This is a genomic window from Microvirga sp. (assembly GCF_014699075.1).
Taxonomy (GTDB): Bacteria; Pseudomonadota; Alphaproteobacteria; order Rhizobiales; family Beijerinckiaceae; genus Microvirga.
On record NZ_JACXAB010000002.1, the window covers coordinates 101364 to 119616 of the forward strand.

The following is an 18253-nucleotide window of genomic DNA, read 5'->3' on the forward strand; positions in this document are numbered from 1 at the left end:
TGCTCGCTCGAAACTCCATAGGAACCTACCTCCATGCAACACAACCCTGATGCAGAACTCCCGGAATACGGGGTTGATGAGGAGTTTCATGACACGAGCCGCCCCCTGCGGGACTATCGGCTCTCGAAAGTTATCTTCTTCAGCCCCGTTGCTATCGGATGTGTTTCACTTCTAGCAGCCACCTATGCCCACGCGCTGACCCAGCCCTGGAGGCTTTTGGGCCCTGGGACGTGGACCCTGATCTATTGTGCGTGTGTGATGGCAGGTGCCGTTGCGGTTCTTCTCGCCTATGTCCGCTGGCACACAACCCAGTTCATTGTCTATCCGGATCGGATAGTTGCCAGATCGGGCTTCATCCGCCGGCACGCTCAATCGGCCTCATTGGGTGAGGTGATTGGCGCTGAGCTCGATCAGTCGATCGACGGGCGTATGATGGGGTACGGAAACATCGCCCTGGACACGAGCGGCGTCGTGAATATTCGGATGCGGCTGCTTGGTGACGCGAGAGAGGCGGTCAACTTGGTGATGAGGCTTAAAAGCGAAGCGGATCAGCGGAGGGGAGAGACCCTCCGTTATCGCAGCCGCCGTGGATCATAGTGGTTCGGATCGATTAGAGGAACTTCCGCGAGGGATACATCGCGCAGCCGCTTGCCGGAAGCAGCTGGCTTCGATGCTGCGGGAGCGACGATTTTCGTTTGCGGCTCGGACTTTGCGATCTGCGGGACGGCTGTCTGAGGGGCTGTGTGTGACTGGCGCTTCCCAGCGTTGAGGTGGCGCAGAACCCAGGAATTGGAACTCGCCGCAACACTTACCTCTGACTTGCCCGTAGCAGCGGCAACAGCCGGGAGCTGGCTCTGCCCAATATTCCCAACCTTGGGGGAGGTCGTCACTAGCGGCTCGTTGGACGGGATCGAGACGGTCTTCGTCTGGCATCCACCGAGGGCGAGAGTAGTCGCCACAAGGGAAAATCCGGCAACCCGGGTGAGTGTGCGATGACTGGTCGGAATACGCATGATACAGCCCTTATGTAAGAGATGCAGATGAAAGTGACCTACACTTATGATTCGCAAATCATGCAGTGCAATTCGGCTTTTAGCAGTTTGTTTGACCTCCGCGATACTCTGCGGATGTGGTGATCCCAGTATCACGGGGACAAATCATGAGGAGCTTTCCAAGAGCGTTAATGAGGTCATCGAAGAGTTGGCCGCCAACGATAAGGAGGACAGGGGGCGGGCCCAGGCTTTCCTCAAAGCCCTTTATCGGGCCGCCAATCCAGTTGGATTCGAGCCTCCGCCGGACGACTTTAACGGCAAAGAGGGGCTGCGCCTGATCAGTGATCGGGGTACGGAGCCGGCTTTTGGCACTCCGGCCTACTTGGACGGTGTCCTCAAGGCAGTGGGCAGGTTTGACCAAATGAGCCCTGCGGCCATTGTGTCAGTTTACGTCGCTCAGGATTCTCGCGCCCTCAAGGAGCAACTCGACTGGATCCGGGAGTATCGTCGGCGGGAACGCCGGGACGTGAGCAGCCAGCAATTCGATGCCGAACGCCGGCGAAGCCTACTTGAGAAGGTGGCGTTGCTGAGGACCCGGTATTTCTGGTCGGAGACCGCCAAGAGCAAACCCTATGTCGGCTTTTCGATTTTCAATGTCCTGGACGTCCCGATGACCGGAGTCGAGGTTTCGGTCGATCTGATCAACCGCAAGGGCGAGGTAGTCGCCTTTGGGCGGGTCAGGCATGAGCCGCCGATCGCACTCGCCCCTGGCGTGCAGACGGTGATGGAGGTGGACCTGACGAGGGTTCCGGCTCTCGCCGATCCTGCTCTGGCGCCGATGGCACGGGAGCTGACTGCGCGCATCAAGGTCGACAACCTTTACGTTGGCCGGGGAGAGGCCCTGATCCGGCCTGGGGGCTTCGACGGCTCGGCTCTGGCGGCCCGGATGGAAGCCGTGGGAGACCTTGAGGTCCGGATCCAAGAGGCCCGGGATAATCTGCGGGTCTACCGCATGCTCTTTCCAGAGATTGAGGCCAATGACGGCTCGATGGAGAGGAGTTCATAATGGACCTGCCGGAGATCACAAAAGACATTGGCCAAGCCGCCCGTGCGAGGCAATTGGCAAGGCATAGGGCTTTTGCCTTGGTCGGCGTGCTGTTCTCAACGGCAGTGGGCACCGCTGAGGTGCTGGCTCAGCAACCCAAGCCGAAGGACGCGTGGCAGGGAGTCCAGCGTTATTCGTCGGACCCCCTCGAGGTGTCACTGTCTATCATGGAGCGGATTGCGAAGCGCAAAGACATTACTGGCTCCCTGAAGGACATGGCATGCGGATGCCAGATCGATGCCCGGGAGGGGAGGGTTGCCCAGCCATTCGAGTGTAAGCCGGTGATCGAGGCCGGGAGCGAAGCTGCGTCTACCCTGAAAGCCGTTCGGCTAGTAGGCGAGGAGGACCTGGCGGCCCGGATGCCCTGCTTCAAGGAAGGGATCTCTGTGTGTCGGAAGGACCCGGAGTTCCGGCGGGCCCTCGCCGATCCTCACTTGGTCTTTGTTGCGCCGGCACCGGTCGCCGATGCCCTCGATGGGCTCAAGCTTGGGCCAGTCGAGAAGCCAACCCTGCCGGTTCCTGGGTGCGACGTGGTCATTGACCCGAACAAAGGCACGTTCGCCCTCAATGAACGGTGGCATGGATATGTCGCACGAGCGCTGCTCTATGCGGCAGAGCATTACAAAGTGCGGACCCGGTTGTTGCCCGGGGAGCTCCAGAGGATATCGAAGCATCATCCTCCGACTGTACAGGAGCGGCTGATGTCCATGGAAGGCAAGTCCTTCGGGGTTCCGCAAGAAGCGGTCGACGCCGCGGCTGCAGAGTAAATGAGAAGGGCGGCACCAGATCCTGGGCCGCCCTTAGTGCTTGTGACTGCTTCCGGGGTTTAGATCCTCTGGATACACCCCTGATTTCTCGAATCATAGAACAGCAGTGCGCAGGGAGATCGCTGCAGCAGCGATGGCAACCCCGTAAGGTACGCCTTTGGCCGGATTGTAGAGGTTTGCCGCCCAGGTCCAGCTTCTCACAAGGGCCGGCAGCGGGAGCTGGCGATAGCTGAGGATCGCGAAGGCCAGCAGCCCTCCATAGAGGGAGAGCAGAATGACGAAGGCGATGAGCTCACCGCCGAAACCAAACCACAGCGCGATCGCGGCAATGAACTTCACGTCGCCCGCGGCCATGGCGCCGATGTTGTAGGGGATCAGGGCGACGAGAAAAACGACGAGTGCGGCCGCAACGTGCAGGAGAATGTCTGACCAGGCCATGCCGTTGAGGATCGCGAAGACGAAGAACCCGCCTAGGCACATGCCGACCAGAACGTTGGGGATCTTCATCCGGTAGAGATCCGTGAAGATTGCTGCGCACATAAAGATCACAAATGTGCCGATCTGGACGTTCTGGAGCATGGCGTCAGCCTCCATATGCGTTCGAAAAGAAAGCCCGGCCTTTCTTCAAAGACCGGGCTCTGGGTAGTCGGTGCCGAACTCGTCAGTTGGCGACCATCTTGGCGGTTGCCGTCGACAGGGCCGTTCCAACAGTCGTGAAGACCGTCTTCAGGTTGGACCCTAGGGTGGTGACCGCGCCGATGATGACCACTGCCACCAATCCAGCGAGAATTCCGTATTCCATGGCCGCGAGACCGTTCTCGTCGCTCATAAAGCGCTTCGCTGCTGCGGCAGAACCAGTAACTGACAGGTTCATTGTTGTACCTCGTCCTTTTAGATGGAGATCACTCTAGGTGGCGGAGTGAAAGGCGATTAGCTCGCCTTCATGCTGGCGGTTGCGGTCGAGAGAGCGCCGCTGATCGTCGTGAAGACGGTCTTGAGGTTCGAGCCGAGGGTGGTCACGGCGCCGATGATCACGACGGCGACAAGGCCTGCGAGAATGCCATATTCCATGGCAGCAAGGCCATTCTCGTCGTTGGTGAAGCGCTTGGTGGCAGCAGCAGTGCGGGTGATGAGATTCTTCATGGTTCTACGACGTCCTATGTGGCTTTTGACGGGAGTCATTGCCCGTTATCGACGGGAATCATTCCCTGGGGTTTTGCTTGGAGTGGGGTGCCGTCACGCCGCAGCGCTTGCTCTTGGTTCCTGTGACCGGCTCACCATGCGGTTTTAATCTCCGGCCGTTGCCGGTGCAAGGCTGTTTAACGTTTCATTTCGCTTTTTCGCGCTTTCCTTCCCCTTTCCCCCTTATATTTCGTCGTGTAGATTGCCCCTCAGCTTAACGGCTGCAGGAAAGCAGCGCGTCATTAGTGGGTTCCAGCATGAAAAGGCGTTTTCTTATGAAGGCTTACCTCCCGAAGCCTCGGGCAAATACTCGAATCGTTGCAAGCATTCTCATGATTTGCGTTTCGGCACTCGGAGCGCACGCGCAGGAGAAAGGGAAGGTCGCGGCCCTTGGCCCGAAGCTCCGTGCTTCCCTGGATAAAGCCGTCCTGGTGCGGATGCCCGACGGAATGCGGACCATCGTCATCGGCAATCCGGCAGTTGCTCACGTGAGCTTTGACAAGAGCGGGTTTGCGGTCGTTTCGGGGCGCAGCTTCGGCGAGACCAACATGATCGTCTTGGACGACAACGGCGATGTTATCGCCGAAACGGATCTGGTGGTCAGCGACGATCGGAAATCACTGGTCAGCGTTCAATCGGGGATTTCCGGCAAGGTTACCGTTGCCTGTGACCCAAGATGCCAGCCGGTGGCAGCGGTTGGAGACGACGATCGCGCTTTCACTGGCTTGAGCGGACAGTTCAACCAGCTCACCAGCGCGGCTCAGCAAGCCGCAGCGGCATCAGCCGGCTCTGCCCCAGTGGCGGCGGCTGTTGTATCCGCCCCGCCTTCAGCGAGCGCTCCAGAGCCGAGCATGTCTCGCCCGGCTGGAGAGGGCGGCGTTGAAGAGGTTCCCCAGCCCCGGCGCCGGCTCAGGTTTGAAGAGCAATCTGTAGAGGCACAATAAGCGTGGCGCAGTCGGGTAGATCAGGACCGGAGTCGAAGATGAAGAGTTTTTCGAAGCGCCTCGGCAAGGGAAACATGATTCGAGGAACTGATGGGGCTGTCGCGGTTGAGTTCGCGATGGTCGCATTTCCGTTCTTCATGGCAATCATCGGCCTGATCTACATCGGCCTTCTCTACTGGACCAGTGCTACGCTCGATAAGAGCCTCGAGAAGGTTGCTCAGTTGATGTACGAGGGGCGGCCCTTGTGTGGTGCTGCGCCTGGTGCTGTCTCTCCCTACAATCAAGCTTGCTTGAAAGACCGGGTTTGCGAGCAGAGCCCCCTTGTTCTGATCAGCGAAGCCAAGTGCAAGTCCGGAGCTCTGTTTTTCGACCTTCGGGTGCTCAACGGTGATGGGACGGACGCGATGCCCTCTCTCGTTGTGGGCGGGGCCATCAATTCGGGTGCGTTCGCGGACCAGCCTGGGGCCGTCCCAGGCAAGATCGTGCTGATACGGGCCGCTATGGAGGTTCCCAATCTTGCCTGGGTTGGCCCTGGAATGGCTGCGGATTCGGGCAAACGCATTGTGATGTCGGCTTCTGCCTTCCGCATGCGTCAACTCAACAACTACACGAACGCCGTTAATTAACGCGCCGCTCCGAGAGTCTTCGTCATGGTAAAACGCATCCTACGCAAACTCCTGCGCTCGGAAAAGGGAGCCGCCGGACTTGAGTTCGCTCTGATCCTTCCGGCGATGCTATTCATCTATCTGGGCGGCTCCTACGTATCCTCGCTGGCTGCGCTCAACAAAAAGCTGCACGCGGCCTCGTATGCGGTGAATAACCTCGTTCCGTACCCTCGGGACTACTGCAGCTATAGAGCGTTTGCTCGCAACTTCCACGCATCGGGCGGTGCCAAACAGATGATGGGTGAGTTTCTCGCCCCTTATTCGGTTGCCGAGCAGCCGATGATGATCCAGTACACCGAAAGCGCCCCCGACGTTGATAACCTAGTGACCGTCAGGGCGACTGCGCGGTATGGGCTAAACACGGGCTTTTGGGGTGTCGTGAACAGCGTCGCGGCGCACACTCCCGGTGCGACCGACGGCTCGGGGATGGTTCCTTCGGTGTTCAACTTTACGATGACCTCTCCTGGGGTCACAGTTAAGAAGAACCCGGCAACCACATGCCCAGCCGGAGTGCTGCGTCTGGAAGGTCCGGCCGTGACGGAGTTCGTCGTCGGTGAACACAACAGCTTCACGGTCAAGGCAGAAGACGGCATTCCCGCGTATCAGATCAATCTGGCATCCGCGCTGCCGCCGGATCTGAGCTTCGCCACAGACGGGATGCAGGCGGATGTGTCGGGCGTAATCCCGGAGACCTGCACCACGGGCCCCTGTAACCCTGAGACGTTCAACGTAACGATCGCGGCACAGGACTCAAGTGGTGCCCTTTGGGCTGGCAGCGGGAACGTTTCAGCCCAGAAGAATTTCCAAATCCGCCTGATCCATAGCTTGCGCCTCACGGTGGGCAGTGAGACCGCGACGGTTGGAACTCCTTTTCAGAGCTCCGCTCCGAACCGCCAGGGCGGAAAACCAGGCTACACGTATTCGATCTCCGGGCAGCCAGCCGGCCTGGCTATCAATGCGACGACAGGGATCGTCTCTGGAACGCCGACGACACCCGGTACTTACGATCAGATCATCGTAACGCTGCGAGATGCGCGTGGCAGCACCGTTTCCGACGACAGGATGGTCTACGAGGTCAAGCCTCCTGCTCTAACGGCCTTTGTCGACGGCAGCTTCAATGGGGTAGGCGGTATAAACCACGCCGTTGGGATCCATGCTCGAGGCGGTTGGGGTGTAATCACGGTTAGCTGCTCCGGATTCCCCGCGGGGTTGACCTGCGGCCCGGCCAGCAAGGCGACGCCATACGATGGCGCGGTTTCGGGTGCGGCACAGCAGTTGGGCAGCGGGACGGGAACGATCACCTTCCGCGACGCCACTGGCCAAGTCGCGACAACTTATATGAGCTGGAACATTCAGCCTCCGGCTCTCTCCGCTTGGGCGACGGGCGCCATGAATGGTCAAGCCGGCTCATACGTCCGCAGTGACGTTGCGGCTCAGGGAGGTTGGGGCAACTTATGGGTTGTGAGTGTCTCCGGCGCCCCGTCGGGCATTGGGCTGTCGCATGTAGGATATTGGCAGTGGGCGCTCTCCGGCACCGCGCCGAGCCCAGCGGCTGGAAACATCACAGTGGTGATCGGCGATCAGGCGGGTCAGCGAGCGACGGCGGTGGTTGGGTACAACTATACTGCTCCGCCTTTGAGCACGTCGACGAGTGGCCACTTCGGTACCCAAGTATGCTGCACCTCAACCTACACAGAGTATGTCTATTCCAGCGGCGGCTGGGGCGCGAAAACCGCTTCGGCTTCGGGCCTTCCCGCCGGAATGAGCATGAGCTGGAATGGCGAGCGGGCGACGATTTCCGGCCGGCCGTCAGCAGCAGGCTCGGGGACGATCCAAGTGACGGTCCGAGACTCGGTTGGCCAGACCAGCGTTAGGGGTCTCAACTATAACTTCACGCCAGCAGTGTCCCCAGTAACCATCAGGACCATGGTGGAAGGCGCGGACCATACGGCAGCTTACCTGGGCGTGTATTTCTGGGACAACGTGGCGATCGTGAGTACGTCAAGCTCCCGGGTGAGTGTAGTTAAAAACAGGTACGGCACCTACCATCAGTTCTCCTCAACGACGCCGGGAAACCCGCGGACGTTTAGTTTCACTTGGAAGGACGCCAATGGGCTGACAAACAGTGCCTCTTATACGTGGTCTAGGACAACCTTGCCGGAGCAGCCGCCGCCGTCCGATTGTGTGTTCCAATGGTGCTGAGGAACTCCTCAGACTGGCATAGATTGGTCTTCACCAGGTAACCAAGGAAAAACAGCGGGCTGAGTGCCCGCTGTTTTGTTTTCTGACACGCTCGGTGATTGATCCTCTAACCGGAAGGAGCTTGCAGGACGCTCCCTAAAGCCTGGATCCGCCTGAGTGGGCCTGAATTGAATGAGAGATGGGAAGAGAATGGCGCTGCGCGGGAGATGAGAAACCCGATGGCCGGCGGGATGCTCCTGACCAGTGATATTCCTGTCTTGAGGATAGATCAGACTGTGGAGAGGGCGCTCTTACATTCAACGTTTGATCAAGCTGGGTGCCTGGTAGTGTCGCCGGCCAAGAGGAGCAGGGCACTGGATCTCACGGGAGCCGCACGAGGCGCGTGTTGCGGACGGCCCAGGGGTTCGGTTGGTAAGAGCCGTTCTGATAATTAACCGGCGTCGTGTTCCCACTCGCGTCGAGCAGTACGATTTTCCCAGGGTTTTGGCGGATAAGCCTTTTCCAGAGATTGGTGCCTGCAATCTTTTGGTCGAGGTCCGATGCCAGGGGTTCCTGCAGTATGTTCATAATCGCGTCGTGAAGGCGGGTTCCGATCCCCTCCTTATGGAAGCGATCGAGAAGTTGAATCTTGCCGGTCCACCAGTAGTCGGTAGGACAGTCCGGTGATGCTTCGGCGCCGGAGTAGATCTTGAAGTGGGCGATGAGCTCGTCGTTCTCGAAGAGACCGAAGTTTCGTTCGTCCTTGTCGCCTTTACCTTCCTCAACCGTCCACGTCCGATTTTGATTATCGATCACGGTCTGGGGAAGCGGCCGACGATGTTGTTTCTGGAAGTACATCCCTTGCGGGGTTCCCAGATATACGGTCCCCTCTTTATCTCCTGAACTGGGCATCTGATAATCCTCTTTCAGCGACAATTCTCATTTTCAGTGTCCAGCGTATGCCAGGACCTGTAATGACACCGGCTATACAGTGCATCACCCACTTGGCCAACCGGGGCGGCAACAATGATGTCCCGAGAGGGATCCGGCGGTGGCGACGGGACAAGAATAGAAAAAGGCCGCCCGGGGGCGGCCTTTCTGGTCGTAGTGTCACGATATGTGAAAACCTAGAGGCACAGTGTCAGGATATCTGAGAATTCGGACACCCTCTCTGCACTTAGCTCGTCGGGTTCCCGTTGCCGTCGTAACACTGAACGCCCTGGGCCCGTGTCATACCCCAACCGTTGTCCCGCTTCCACCAGGCACAGTAGGGCGGCGCAGGTGGTGCAGGGACCGAAGGGAATACACCTCGATCGGAGACGTCGTTGAACACCAGATTTGAGGTGCAATATGAGCCCTGGCGACCGTCCCACTGCATATGCTGCTCCCAAAGAGCATCGCAGATCCCTCTCGCATGCTCACGAGCAGCGTCATAACGAGCCGCGGTCAGATAACGGACATCGTAGATCTTTCCGAACGGTCCGGTGTCCGTATTGTACGGCCCCGGCGCATAAATGTTGAGATCCGAGTTGGTCCCACACGAGACATAGATCCGCCTGGTGTAACCGCTGCCGTATTTGTCGTGAACGGACTTGTACAGCGTGTCGACGTAAGCGATCCAGGTTTCGGTGCGGCAATCGTATTCTGGCGGATCATTGTTCGGGGTAAAATCATAGCTGACAGGAAACGTCACCGTTCGTTCCGTGTCATCGACGACCGTCACATTGAAACTGCCCTTGGTTTTTGCGTCGTTCGAGGGAACACCGTAGACAGTACCGTTGAAGTAGCTATCGCGCCCTTCACCGGCACACTTCATGCCTGTTGGTAGATTGGTGCAGTAGGCTCGGAGCGTTCCCCAGCCGCCGGATCCTTCGAAGACGCCTGTGCGGGTGATTGCGGTATGCATCTTGCCAGTCACGGCCTTCAGCGCCCGCCCGCTAAGAGCGGGGAGACTGAAGTTATAGGGGATCTGGTGAGGGGGAGAGGTAATCCCGCGCCCGTCACGGACCGTGACCGTGATCACTCCCGAGATAGCGGTTTGACCGCTGGTGAGGTAGGGCTGTCCCTTGATGACACCGGTATTCGCGTCGCAGGTGAACGGATTGCTCGGGTGCCCTGCCGGCAGCCCGGAGCAGGTGTACGTGTAGGGGCCCTTGCCACCGCTGCGTACTGGCGTCTTGGTGTAGGTGTACTGGCCGGGACCCACAACCGTGTTGAAGTTGTCGCCAGTGTAGGTGAGCTCCAACGGATGGACGATCGTGAAGGTGATGTTGTGGTAGGCCGTCTGCTTGTTGATGCCGCCGCGGTTTTGATCGCCGCTGTCCGTCGCCCCGAACTGGGTAGGCGGTAGTGCTTGGGGATTGCACGGCGCTGTGCATGGGATGACGTTCGCCTGACCAGCAACCTGGCCCGTCGCGGCGTTGAGTGTCAGCCCACTCGGAAGCGTCGGGCCTACGCTATAGGTATATCCAGGCCAGCCCTTCGAGGCGGTCAGGGTAAACGGTAGGGAGGGGGAGGCCCGTCCAGCCCAGATCTCGACAGCGGTCGGGCCCGTCAATTGAAGCCGATCAGCTTGGGCGAAAGCATTCGAGGTCACAGCTCCAGAGGAGGCCGTCACCGTGCAATCCTGCTTCAGCAGGGACATGAACACGCACTTGTAGCCGACCTGAGCATTGACGAGGTAGCGGCCGGTATATTTGTCGATCTCGACCGAACCAACCACCGTGGGTGGGTTCGCCGGATCATAACCGCTCTGGGTAAAATTCGTCCCGAGGAGCGTCTGCGCTTCGGTCTGCGGGTTGAAGGCACGCCGGTCCGCGCCATACTGACCCGCGTTGAGGCAGCCGTTATCCAGCGTATAGCCGCCCGACCCGTTGTCTGTCCGGATGGTGTCGAGGCAGGCGTTGATGCGCTGGCTCATCGTCTGGCTGATTGAGTCAACTGACCCTTGCAAGTCATTGTGGAGAGCGGAAAGGCGGGAGTAGTCGTACGCGATCCCGGCTGCCGGGATGAGAACTGAAAGGCTGAGGGCGAAGATGATCGCGACGTTGCCTCGGCTGTCTTGTGCGAAAGTTCGGATAGCACTGGCTCCCGAACCCGCACCTTTCGGGCGGATGCTCATGGGATTTCCCTGGAGGTTAAGTGGAGGGTGCGGCCGGCCAGGTCACTCGCCAGCGATTTCGCCAACCATGACTATAAGCCAAGGTTAGCGAATTATAAAACCCATTCTCGCCCTCTTAATGCGAAAAGAGGGGCGCGGGGCCCCTCTGGTTGTTCGCATATCAGACGGCGTTGTCCGCTGGCTTGGGCCAGTGGCTGCCTAGAAGCCACCGCCGCTCATATATTTGAGAAGCAAGGGGCTCACGATGAGGGTGATCAGGACCGGGAGCAGTGCCAGGATCATCGGGATCGTTAGCTTTGGACCCATCTGGGCGGCGCGTCGCTCAGCCTCATTCATGCGCTGGGTGCGGCCCTCGTCGGCAAGGGTCTTGAGCGCATCGCCGATGGGAGTTCCATTCAATTCGGCCTGGATAAGGGTTGAAGCGAAGTTCCGGACCGGAGGAAGATCGACCCGCTTGTGGAGGTTCTCGTAGGCCTGGCGGCGGGTTGCCAGATACGACATTTCCGCAAGGAGGATGCGGAATTCTTCTGCCAGGGCGAAGGACTGATGGCCGATTTTGTCAGAGACCTTACGGATTGACTGCTCGATGGAGATACCGGACCTGACACAGATGTTGAGGAGGTCGAGAGCGTCAGGCCAAGCCATCCGGATGGACTCCTGCCTCTTATCGATCGCACTGCTCAGAAGGACATCCGGTAGGCGTAGGCCCAGGAAGGCGATTCCGGCGATGGCAGCGACCTGGAAGAGCAGGTTCCCGTCAAATGCTCGTGTGAGAAACATATAGGCGGTCGAGAGGACGATCAGGGACACCGGTGTGATGAACCGCGCGAACAGGAAGCTGACTTCGTGGGCCGATGATCGATAGCCCGCCTGGACAAGCCTATCCCGGACATCGGTGGTGCCCAGGAATCGGGCGAGCTGCAGGCGGGTCACGATCGTTCGGACCTGCCGACCCGGCATGAACTTTGCCTTGGCCGGGCCATCTGACTGGCTCGCCAGCCGAAGTTTGTCAGGGGTCGTCTCCTCGAGCCTGCGGCGGCGCAGATTGGCAACGCTCTCCGGTTCCAGAAGCTGCAGGACGTACATACCCACCGAGGTCAGGGTGACGGTAATCAGGACAATGAAGATGAACTGTTGCATGGCCCGTCCCCTTAAATCTTAACTTTCATGATCATCTGCATGATCAAAGCGCCCATGCCGGCCCAGAGCACACAACCGCCGATGACGACGTGACCCATGGTGGTGAAGAGCAACGGCTCCAGGTAGTCTGGAGAGATGAAGTAGATCGCTGTCATCACGACGAGCGGGACTGCCCCAATGATGTAAGCGGATAGCTTGGGTTCGGCTGCCAACGCCTTAACCTTCTCACGCATCTGCTTTCGGGCACGCATCATGCTGGAGAGGGTGGCAAGGGTCTCGGCGAGGTTCGATCCTGCCGCCTGTTGGACTTCGATCAGGGTGATGAAAAAGTTGGTTTCCGGGGACGGAACTGTCAGACGCATCCTCGCCACTGCATCAGCCACGGTCAGTCCGAGGCCCTGAGCCTGCATGACAGCCTGGAACTCGCTGCGCATCGGCTCCTCGGCCTCATTGGCGATCGTCTGCAAACAGGCTCGGATCGGCAGACCGGATTTAAGGCCGCGGATGATAATATCCAAGCCCGTCGGGAACTGCTCAAGGAACTTGTTGATCCGCTTTTCTCGGGCCCGAGCTACATACATCTTCGGCCAGACCAGAGGGGCGAAGAGTGTGGCAACGGCTGTCGCAAACAGGCTCATTGAGATCACATAGACGGCAATGGATGTCATCACAATGCCAGCTGCCATCATCAGGTAGTAGCGCTGGTTGGTCCAATCCAACCCGGCTTGCTTGATGAGCACCTCGATTGGAATGTTCTTGCGCTTCTTCTCCTCATCCTCGAGGTCTTCTAGGTTGTGAGCAATCGCACGTCGCCTCCTGCGGTCGACGACGGCCCTGGCGCTGACTGCTGCACCTTCCTTCGTGAGCTTTGCCAGCCGTTGGCTTGAGACGGTTTCGTCGGCAATCTTGGGGGCCAAGATGGCATAAGCGCCGGTGCCGATGGCCACGAAGGTACAAACGCCGATTAGAAGTTGGGAGAGGACCATGACAGGCTCAATCTTATGAACGGGGCGAAAGGATGCGCTGGAGCCGGTCGCCTTCTCCATAGAAGACAGCCTTGTCGAAGAAGCGAGGTTTCACGATGTCCTGGAACTCGTGGTGGCCAACAATGCGGCCCCGCTCGTCTTCGCCCGTCACCTTGAACCGGAGAAGATCCTGGGTTGAGATGATGTCACCTTCCATACCGGTAATCTCGGTGATGTGAGTGATCCTGCGCGAGCCGTCAGGAAGGCGGTTGACCTGAACGATCATATGGACCGACTCCGCAATCATCTCTCGCACGTTGCGGACATTGAGGTTTGGCTTGCCCATGATGACCATCGACTCCATACGGCTGAGTGCCAGCCGAGGATCGTTGGCGTGGAGGGTTCCCATCGAGCCTTCATGACCCGTATTCATGGCCTGCAGAAGATCAAACATCTCCTCGCCGCGAACCTCACCGATGATGATGCGCGTTGGGCGCATACGGAGGCTGTTGCGAACCAGGTCCTGCATAGTGATCTCGCCACTGCCTTCGAGTCCAGGCGGCCGGGATTCAAGGGTCACAACATGGGGCTGCTGGAGCTGCAGTTCTGCCGTATCCTCGCAGGTGAGGATCCGCTCGCCGTGGTCGATGGAGGCCGTCAAGCAGTTGAGAAGGGTGGTCTTACCGGACCCGGTACCGCCGGCCACGATCACGTTCAGCCGAACGCGGCCGATAATCCGAAGCAGTTCGGCTCCATCCGGGTGAATGGCGCCGTATTTCACGAGATCGTCGAGTCTGAGACGGTCGCGCTTGAACTTACGGATCGTGATGGTGGTGTTCTTGGCCAGAGGCGGCACAGTGACGTTAACACGGGAACCGTCATTGAGACGGGTGTCGCACATCGGGGTTGCCTCATCGACCTTGCGGCCGCGCTGGGCCACGATGCGCTGGGCGATATTGAACAGATGGGTCTCGTCGGTAAAGCGGCAGTTTGGCGCTCTCTCAATCTTTCCGCCGACCTCGATGTAGACCTCGGTGGCGCCATTGATCATGATATCGGCGATATCATCACGGTCGAGCAAAGGCTGCAGCGGACCGAACCCCAGAATGTCGTCCACCAAGTCATTGAGCATCCGGTCATGCTCATTCTTCGAGATCGCGATCTGCAGATCGGCGATGAACTGCTTGGCGCTTTCTTTGATCTCGATGGCCGCCTGATTTCTATCAAGCGCGTCCAGCCGCTGCATCATGTCCGGTGAGCCAAGGATCTCGTCCATGACCTGCTTTTTCCAGTCGTAGTAATTGACTGAAACTGCCTGGTCGTCTGCCACTGAAGCCGGGAGAGTACCCTTGGTGACAGAATTGGCGCGAATGGCTGTGACGGGAGTCGGCGCCGATGTGCCTTGGCCCGGGGCCGTCTTGCCAAGCCCGAATCCAGCTGGGCGAGCCCCGTTGCCGCCGAAGGAAACCCCAGGAACCTGGCGCGGGGACGGAGTACCCACCGTATCACTCACCGACCGAGGATCGATTTTCTTTGTTCCGAAACCCATGACTGTTTCGCCTTATCAGAATTCGTGTTGAATCACTTGGACTTCGTCTTTTGCGGGACGATGCCGGAGAAGCGGCGCATGAGCCCTGCCAGCCCGGAAGTCTTTCCCGATCCTGCGGCCGTATTGTCTTCCAGGGTGTTGACCCCGGCGAGGGAACGGGCGAGCTCGCGAAGTGCGAGGGTTGCAATCCCATTGGGTTGGACCTGCGCCAGCATCCGGGCCTCCTCAGAGGCTTCCCGGTGCAGTGCACGGTCGAAGGGCAGAACGGCGGTCGGCTCCAGCCCGCTCAGGCTCTTGGAGATATCCTCAATCGAGAGGTCCGAGCTCTTCGAACCAGCATGCTGATTGACGATCAGGCGAGGCCGCTTGCCCAGGCGGTCAAGGGCAGCGACGGTTTCCTGCGCGTTGCGAAGGCTGAGCAGGGTGGGGGTAACGACGAGGATAACTTCATTCGAGACCTGAAGAGCCAGGGAGGTCCACTGGGTCCAGACGCGGGGCATATCGAGGACGAGGTTGCTGTTGTCCCGGCGCAGGGTCTCGATTATGCGGGCCACCGCATCTTCACGAATATCCCAGGTCTTCTCCAGGTTGGCGGGAGCCGGCAGGATGGCGAGGTTGTCGTCGCATTGGACGAGAAGGCGCTCAAGCAAGTTTGCGTCGATACGCTCTGGCGTGAACAGAGCCTCCGAGACGTCCTGCTTTGGCTCCTGGTTGAAATTGAAGGCTGCGGCGCCAAAGCCGAAATTCAGGTCAACCAGTACTGAGGAAGAAACGAGGCTGGCTAGGTTCGAGGCCAGATTGCAGGCAATCGTCGATGTCCCAGCACCGCCGACGCTGCCAATGACTGCGGTCACATGGCCGTGGTCAACGCCAGACGTCTCCGAGTAGATCCGGGAAACGGCCCTGACGAGGTCGAGACGGTCGAGTTCCTCAACGACGAGGTAGTCTCTGACGTTGCGATCCTGCAGGGCGCGATGAATACGAACGCTGTTCACATGCCCGATGACGATAACATTCGTGGTCTGGGAGCAATGGGTGGCGAGGTCATCGAGCGCCGAAAGAAAGTTTGCCTCTTCCGGAGCCACCTCAAGAACAATCACGCTCGGGGTAGGGGTCTTCGAGTAGTAGTCGATGGCATCGCGGAGCCCACCTTCCATGATACCCGCTTTGGCGCGGGTCAGGATCGGGTCCTTGAAGGCTTCGTTTACGATCTTCGCCACAGGCTTGGTCTGGCAGAAAGCGTCCATGGTAATCCGTGGGACTGGAGCCAGCGGGGCTGCCATGGAGTGGCTAAGGTGAGGGTTCATGTGGTTCATGAGCGAGGTCCTTGCCGTGAGATCAGTTAGCGGATGAGCTGGAGACGCTATCGCCGCCGCCGGACTGGGCCGGGGGACGGCTGGTCGATGTCGGCTCACCGGCCACAAACTTGCGCAGCATGAGGACCCGCTGCGTCGAGTCAGGGGCAGTCTCACGGGCAGGACGAACCACATCCATCGGATTGGCGATCTGAGCCGCAATGTTCTGCTGATGGGCGCAGCCGAAGTTCGCGTGTGTCAGGTTCTCGAGATTGGCGATGCCGCTGTCGGCCCCGAGATCGTCCGGCCATTGGCCGCACTCGTGGGGCAGACCAGCCTCCAGTTGGACGTAGGCGAGCTTGATCGGCTCAATGCGGTCATACTGAAGGGCCTGATACTTCTTGAGTTCGATCGACGAACGGGGAACGCCCGCCGAAACAAGGGCTTTCACGACGTAGCCGACATGCTGGTCGACAGAGGCATTGTCAGCTCCCGATCCCTTGTAGGGGGATGAGACGACAAGGGCGGATTTCCCGGCAGGGCCGTAAGTGCGGGCGAAATCCTGGAGGTCGACCTTCTGGCGCAGTTCCAGCCCACCAACCTGAGTGGGGTAGATGTCGAGGGTGGTCAGCTCGTTCTTCAGGACCATCGGGTGACGGTCTCGGACATCAGGAGCATAGGGAAGGGTATAGGCGGGCTTCTCAAGATCGGCGCAGGCTGCGGCCAGAAGCGAGAGGCACGTCGCCGTCACAAGGTTTCTGATCATTGTAGGATCCTTCAGGAAATGAGCGGCGGCGTTAGTTGATGATGAAGCCAGGCTGCTTGTAGAGGGGCTTGGCGGTCTTCTTCTGAGTGTTCTTGCGGTTCATCTGGCCGAGGAAGGCGGCGCTCGGCTCGGACGCAGGCACGAAACCGTCATCGGGGCGGGCAATCTTCTGGGGCGAGACAGGCTTTGCGATGTAGGGGGTCACAACGATCAGGAGCTCGGTTTCCTGCTTCTGGAAATCACGGGACCGGAAAAGGGCGCCGAGAACCGGCAAGTTCATCAAGCCGGGCAGCCCGTTAACGGCCTGCTTGGTCTGCTGCTGGATCAGGCCAGCCGTGACCAGAGCCGCGCCCGACGGCATTTCCACGGTGGTGTCCTGCTTGCGGACCTTGAAGCCAGGGATGGCGAGGCTCTGATCTTTACCGGCCGGGACGATGATCTGGTTGCTAGGGTCGATCTCCGAGACTTCGGTTCCAACCTTGAGATTGATCTTACCCGATGACAGGACGACAGGGGTAAAACTGAGGCTCACACCGAACTTCTTATAGGTGATTGTCGGCTGGCAGCTGCCGCTATCGTCACTGCAGGACGTGCCACTCGGGACGGGCATTTCTCCGCCGACGAGGAAGTTAGCTGACTCGCCGGAGATGGCCGTCAGGGTCGGTTCTGCGAGGGTGTGGGCAACCCCGGCCTGCTCCATTGCCTGGAGGCTGATGGTATCGCCGGAGCCCCAGGTGGCGCTCAGCGCGGACTTCGCCAGCGAAGAGCCGGCGACCGGGAAGACGGACGAGGTTGCGGCATTGATCGTGGCGTCCTGGAGTGTCCAGGATCCAGTCGAGTTGATGCCGAGCTGCTTGAGGACATTGCGCTGGATCTCAGCAATGGTCACCTTGAGCATGACCTGGTCGCGGCCCTTGATGGTGAGGGCGCTGATCACAGGACCCAGGGAAGCCTCGGCGGCGCCACCCGTCGAGACGCTGCTACCGCCCCCAGCGTCAGGGGAGCGTACACTGGCCCCCAGATAGGCCGTTGCAATATCCACCGCTTGCTTGGCCTGCATGTCGTTGTCGACTTCGCCTGACAGGATGACGCTGTGGCCGACCATTTTCGTCTTGATGGTCGATCCCGGAATGACCTCGCGCAGAACTTCTTCCAGGCGGCCCGTGTCACGAGCGACCTGAATGAGGTAGCTGGTGATCCGGCGGCCTTCCGCATCCATGACGTAGACCTGGGTTTCGCCCTCGTTGAGGCCCAGAAGCATCATTTTCCGCTCAGAGCGGATCGTCGCCTGAACTACGCCAGGGTTGGTGACAATCACATCGCGGGCATCTGCCTTCAGATCAAGGAAGGTGGACTTCCCGATCATGACTGAGATGACCCTGTTGGTTACGTTGATGTTCGTCGAGACGCTGCTCAGAGGGTCAGCGACCGGATCGGCGGCATACGCCGGGCTCGCGATCCCGGCGCTGAGGCCGAGTGCCATTAGCGGGGCAACTCCGCTGATGATAGCGCCGCGATGGTTTCGAGCGCCCCGGGTCCTGGTGATTGTCATTATCGTTGTCCGAGTTTTGGAGAAAAGGT

At 59.3% G+C, this 18253-nt stretch carries 18 protein-coding genes; 6 read left to right on the forward strand and 12 right to left on the reverse strand.

The genetic code is table 11. From position 1 onward, the window contains the following. The first annotated feature begins 33 nt into the window (after window positions 1–33). A complete protein-coding gene (locus IC232_RS03540; protein WP_190843538.1) occupies window positions 34–597 on the forward strand; it encodes a PH domain-containing protein in 564 nt (187 codons plus the stop codon). Here the strand turns inward: IC232_RS03540 and IC232_RS03545 are convergent. Then, the gene (locus IC232_RS03545; RefSeq protein ID WP_190843539.1) at window positions 573–1013 is read right to left on the reverse strand and encodes a hypothetical protein; all 441 of its coding nucleotides are present in this window, start codon (window positions 1011–1013) and stop codon (window positions 573–575) included. The genes IC232_RS03540 and IC232_RS03545 overlap by 25 nt on opposite strands. 187 nt (window positions 1014–1200) lie before the next feature. Here IC232_RS03545 and IC232_RS03550 point away from each other — a divergent pair, with 187 nt between their 5' ends. Together IC232_RS03550 and IC232_RS03555 are read left to right on the forward strand one after the other, a co-directional pair. Beyond that, window positions 1201–2058, forward strand: coding sequence for a hypothetical protein (locus tag IC232_RS03550; protein ID WP_190843540.1), 858 nt, complete (start codon window positions 1201–1203; stop codon window positions 2056–2058). Then, window positions 2058–2864, forward strand: a complete 807-nt coding sequence (locus IC232_RS03555) for a hypothetical protein (protein WP_190843541.1) — start codon at window positions 2058–2060, stop codon at window positions 2862–2864. The genes IC232_RS03550 and IC232_RS03555 overlap by 1 nt, the downstream gene beginning before the upstream one ends. 93 nt (window positions 2865–2957) lie before the next feature. Here IC232_RS03555 and IC232_RS03560 read toward each other — a convergent pair whose 3' ends face one another. The 3 genes from IC232_RS03560 to IC232_RS03570 all read right to left on the reverse strand — a co-directional run bounded on the left by IC232_RS03560 (window position 2958) and on the right by IC232_RS03570 (window position 4007). Beyond that, complete coding sequence (locus IC232_RS03560) at window positions 2958–3443, reverse strand: prepilin peptidase (protein WP_190843542.1); 486 nt, start codon at window positions 3441–3443, stop codon at window positions 2958–2960. Window positions 3444–3525: 82 nt separating this feature from the next. Further along, window positions 3526–3738: a Flp family type IVb pilin gene (locus IC232_RS03565; protein ID WP_190843543.1), complete on the reverse strand. Its 213-nt coding sequence runs from the start codon at window positions 3736–3738 to the stop codon at window positions 3526–3528. Window positions 3739–3794: 56 nt separating this feature from the next. After that, a complete protein-coding gene (locus tag IC232_RS03570) occupies window positions 3795–4007 on the reverse strand; it encodes a Flp family type IVb pilin (RefSeq protein ID WP_190843544.1) in 213 nt (70 codons plus the stop codon). A 314-nt stretch (window positions 4008–4321) separates the two neighbouring features. Here IC232_RS03570 and IC232_RS03575 point away from each other — a divergent pair, with 314 nt between their 5' ends. From IC232_RS03575 to IC232_RS03585, 3 genes are read left to right on the forward strand one after another with little or no spacing between them, the layout of a single operon-like run. Further along, on the forward strand, window positions 4322–4990 hold the full coding sequence (locus IC232_RS03575; protein ID WP_190843545.1) for a pilus assembly protein N-terminal domain-containing protein: 669 nt from the start codon (window positions 4322–4324) through the stop codon (window positions 4988–4990). Window positions 4991–4992: 2 nt separating this feature from the next. Beyond that, entirely contained in the window at window positions 4993–5616 is a 624-nt protein-coding gene (locus tag IC232_RS03580; protein ID WP_190843546.1) for a TadE/TadG family type IV pilus assembly protein, read from the forward strand. 24 nt (window positions 5617–5640) lie between these two features. After that, entirely contained in the window at window positions 5641–7857 is a 2217-nt protein-coding gene (locus IC232_RS03585) for a putative Ig domain-containing protein (protein ID WP_190843547.1), read from the forward strand. A gap of 360 nt (window positions 7858–8217) precedes the next feature. Here the strand turns inward: IC232_RS03585 and IC232_RS03590 are convergent, their stop codons facing one another. From IC232_RS03590 to IC232_RS03625, 8 genes are all read right to left on the reverse strand, one after another. Beyond that, window positions 8218–8772 carry a hypothetical protein gene (locus IC232_RS03590; protein WP_190843548.1) on the reverse strand — a complete coding sequence of 185 codons (555 nt, stop codon included), beginning with the start codon at window positions 8770–8772 and terminating at the stop codon, window positions 8218–8220. Window positions 8773–9013: 241 nt separating this feature from the next. Beyond that, complete coding sequence (locus IC232_RS03595) at window positions 9014–10957, reverse strand: TadE/TadG family type IV pilus assembly protein (protein ID WP_190843549.1); 1944 nt, start codon at window positions 10955–10957, stop codon at window positions 9014–9016. 198 nt (window positions 10958–11155) lie between these two features. Further along, window positions 11156–12097 (reverse strand): type II secretion system F family protein, encoded by a 942-nt coding sequence (locus IC232_RS03600; protein ID WP_190843550.1) that lies wholly within the window; start codon window positions 12095–12097, stop codon window positions 11156–11158. A gap of 11 nt (window positions 12098–12108) precedes the next feature. Continuing rightward, entirely contained in the window at window positions 12109–13083 is a 975-nt protein-coding gene (locus IC232_RS03605) for a type II secretion system F family protein (RefSeq protein ID WP_190843551.1), read from the reverse strand. 13 nt (window positions 13084–13096) lie between these two features. Next, window positions 13097–14611, reverse strand: a complete 1515-nt coding sequence (locus IC232_RS03610) for a CpaF family protein (protein WP_190843552.1) — start codon at window positions 14609–14611, stop codon at window positions 13097–13099. A 32-nt stretch (window positions 14612–14643) separates the two neighbouring features. Then, entirely contained in the window at window positions 14644–15927 is a 1284-nt protein-coding gene (locus IC232_RS03615) for a CpaE family protein (RefSeq protein WP_190843553.1), read from the reverse strand. Window positions 15928–15949: 22 nt separating this feature from the next. Beyond that, a complete protein-coding gene (locus tag IC232_RS03620; protein ID WP_190843554.1) occupies window positions 15950–16672 on the reverse strand; it encodes a CpaD family pilus assembly protein in 723 nt (240 codons plus the stop codon). Window positions 16673–16703: 31 nt separating this feature from the next. Beyond that, window positions 16704–18155, reverse strand: coding sequence for a type II and III secretion system protein family protein (locus IC232_RS03625; protein WP_190843555.1), 1452 nt, complete (start codon window positions 18153–18155; stop codon window positions 16704–16706). Between the last annotated feature and the right edge of the window lie 98 nt (window positions 18156–18253).

What these genes read in the sequence shown, in the direction of transcription:
- IC232_RS03540 (WP_190843538.1), top strand. Translation starts at nt 34, where the DNA reads ATGCAACACAACCCTGATGCAGAACTCCCGGAATACGGGGTTGATGAG.
- IC232_RS03545 (WP_190843539.1), bottom strand. Translation starts at nt 1,013, where the DNA reads ATGCGTATTCCGACCAGTCATCGCACACTCACCCGGGTTGCCGGATTT.
- IC232_RS03555 (WP_190843541.1), top strand. Translation starts at nt 2,058, where the DNA reads ATGGACCTGCCGGAGATCACAAAAGACATTGGCCAAGCCGCCCGTGCG.
- IC232_RS03560 (WP_190843542.1), bottom strand. Translation starts at nt 3,443, where the DNA reads ATGCTCCAGAACGTCCAGATCGGCACATTTGTGATCTTTATGTGCGCA.
- IC232_RS03565 (WP_190843543.1), bottom strand. Translation starts at nt 3,738, where the DNA reads ATGAACCTGTCAGTTACTGGTTCTGCCGCAGCAGCGAAGCGCTTTATG.
- IC232_RS03570 (WP_190843544.1), bottom strand. Translation starts at nt 4,007, where the DNA reads ATGAAGAATCTCATCACCCGCACTGCTGCTGCCACCAAGCGCTTCACC.
- IC232_RS03575 (WP_190843545.1), top strand. Translation starts at nt 4,322, where the DNA reads ATGAAGGCTTACCTCCCGAAGCCTCGGGCAAATACTCGAATCGTTGCA.
- IC232_RS03585 (WP_190843547.1), top strand. Translation starts at nt 5,641, where the DNA reads ATGGTAAAACGCATCCTACGCAAACTCCTGCGCTCGGAAAAGGGAGCC.
- IC232_RS03595 (WP_190843549.1), bottom strand. Translation starts at nt 10,957, where the DNA reads ATGAGCATCCGCCCGAAAGGTGCGGGTTCGGGAGCCAGTGCTATCCGA.
- IC232_RS03600 (WP_190843550.1), bottom strand. Translation starts at nt 12,097, where the DNA reads ATGCAACAGTTCATCTTCATTGTCCTGATTACCGTCACCCTGACCTCG.
- IC232_RS03605 (WP_190843551.1), bottom strand. Translation starts at nt 13,083, where the DNA reads ATGGTCCTCTCCCAACTTCTAATCGGCGTTTGTACCTTCGTGGCCATC.
- IC232_RS03610 (WP_190843552.1), bottom strand. Translation starts at nt 14,611, where the DNA reads ATGGGTTTCGGAACAAAGAAAATCGATCCTCGGTCGGTGAGTGATACG.
- IC232_RS03615 (WP_190843553.1), bottom strand. Translation starts at nt 15,927, where the DNA reads ATGAACCACATGAACCCTCACCTTAGCCACTCCATGGCAGCCCCGCTG.
- IC232_RS03620 (WP_190843554.1), bottom strand. Translation starts at nt 16,672, where the DNA reads ATGATCAGAAACCTTGTGACGGCGACGTGCCTCTCGCTTCTGGCCGCA.
- IC232_RS03625 (WP_190843555.1), bottom strand. Translation starts at nt 18,155, where the DNA reads ATGGCACTCGGCCTCAGCGCCGGGATCGCGAGCCCGGCGTATGCCGCC.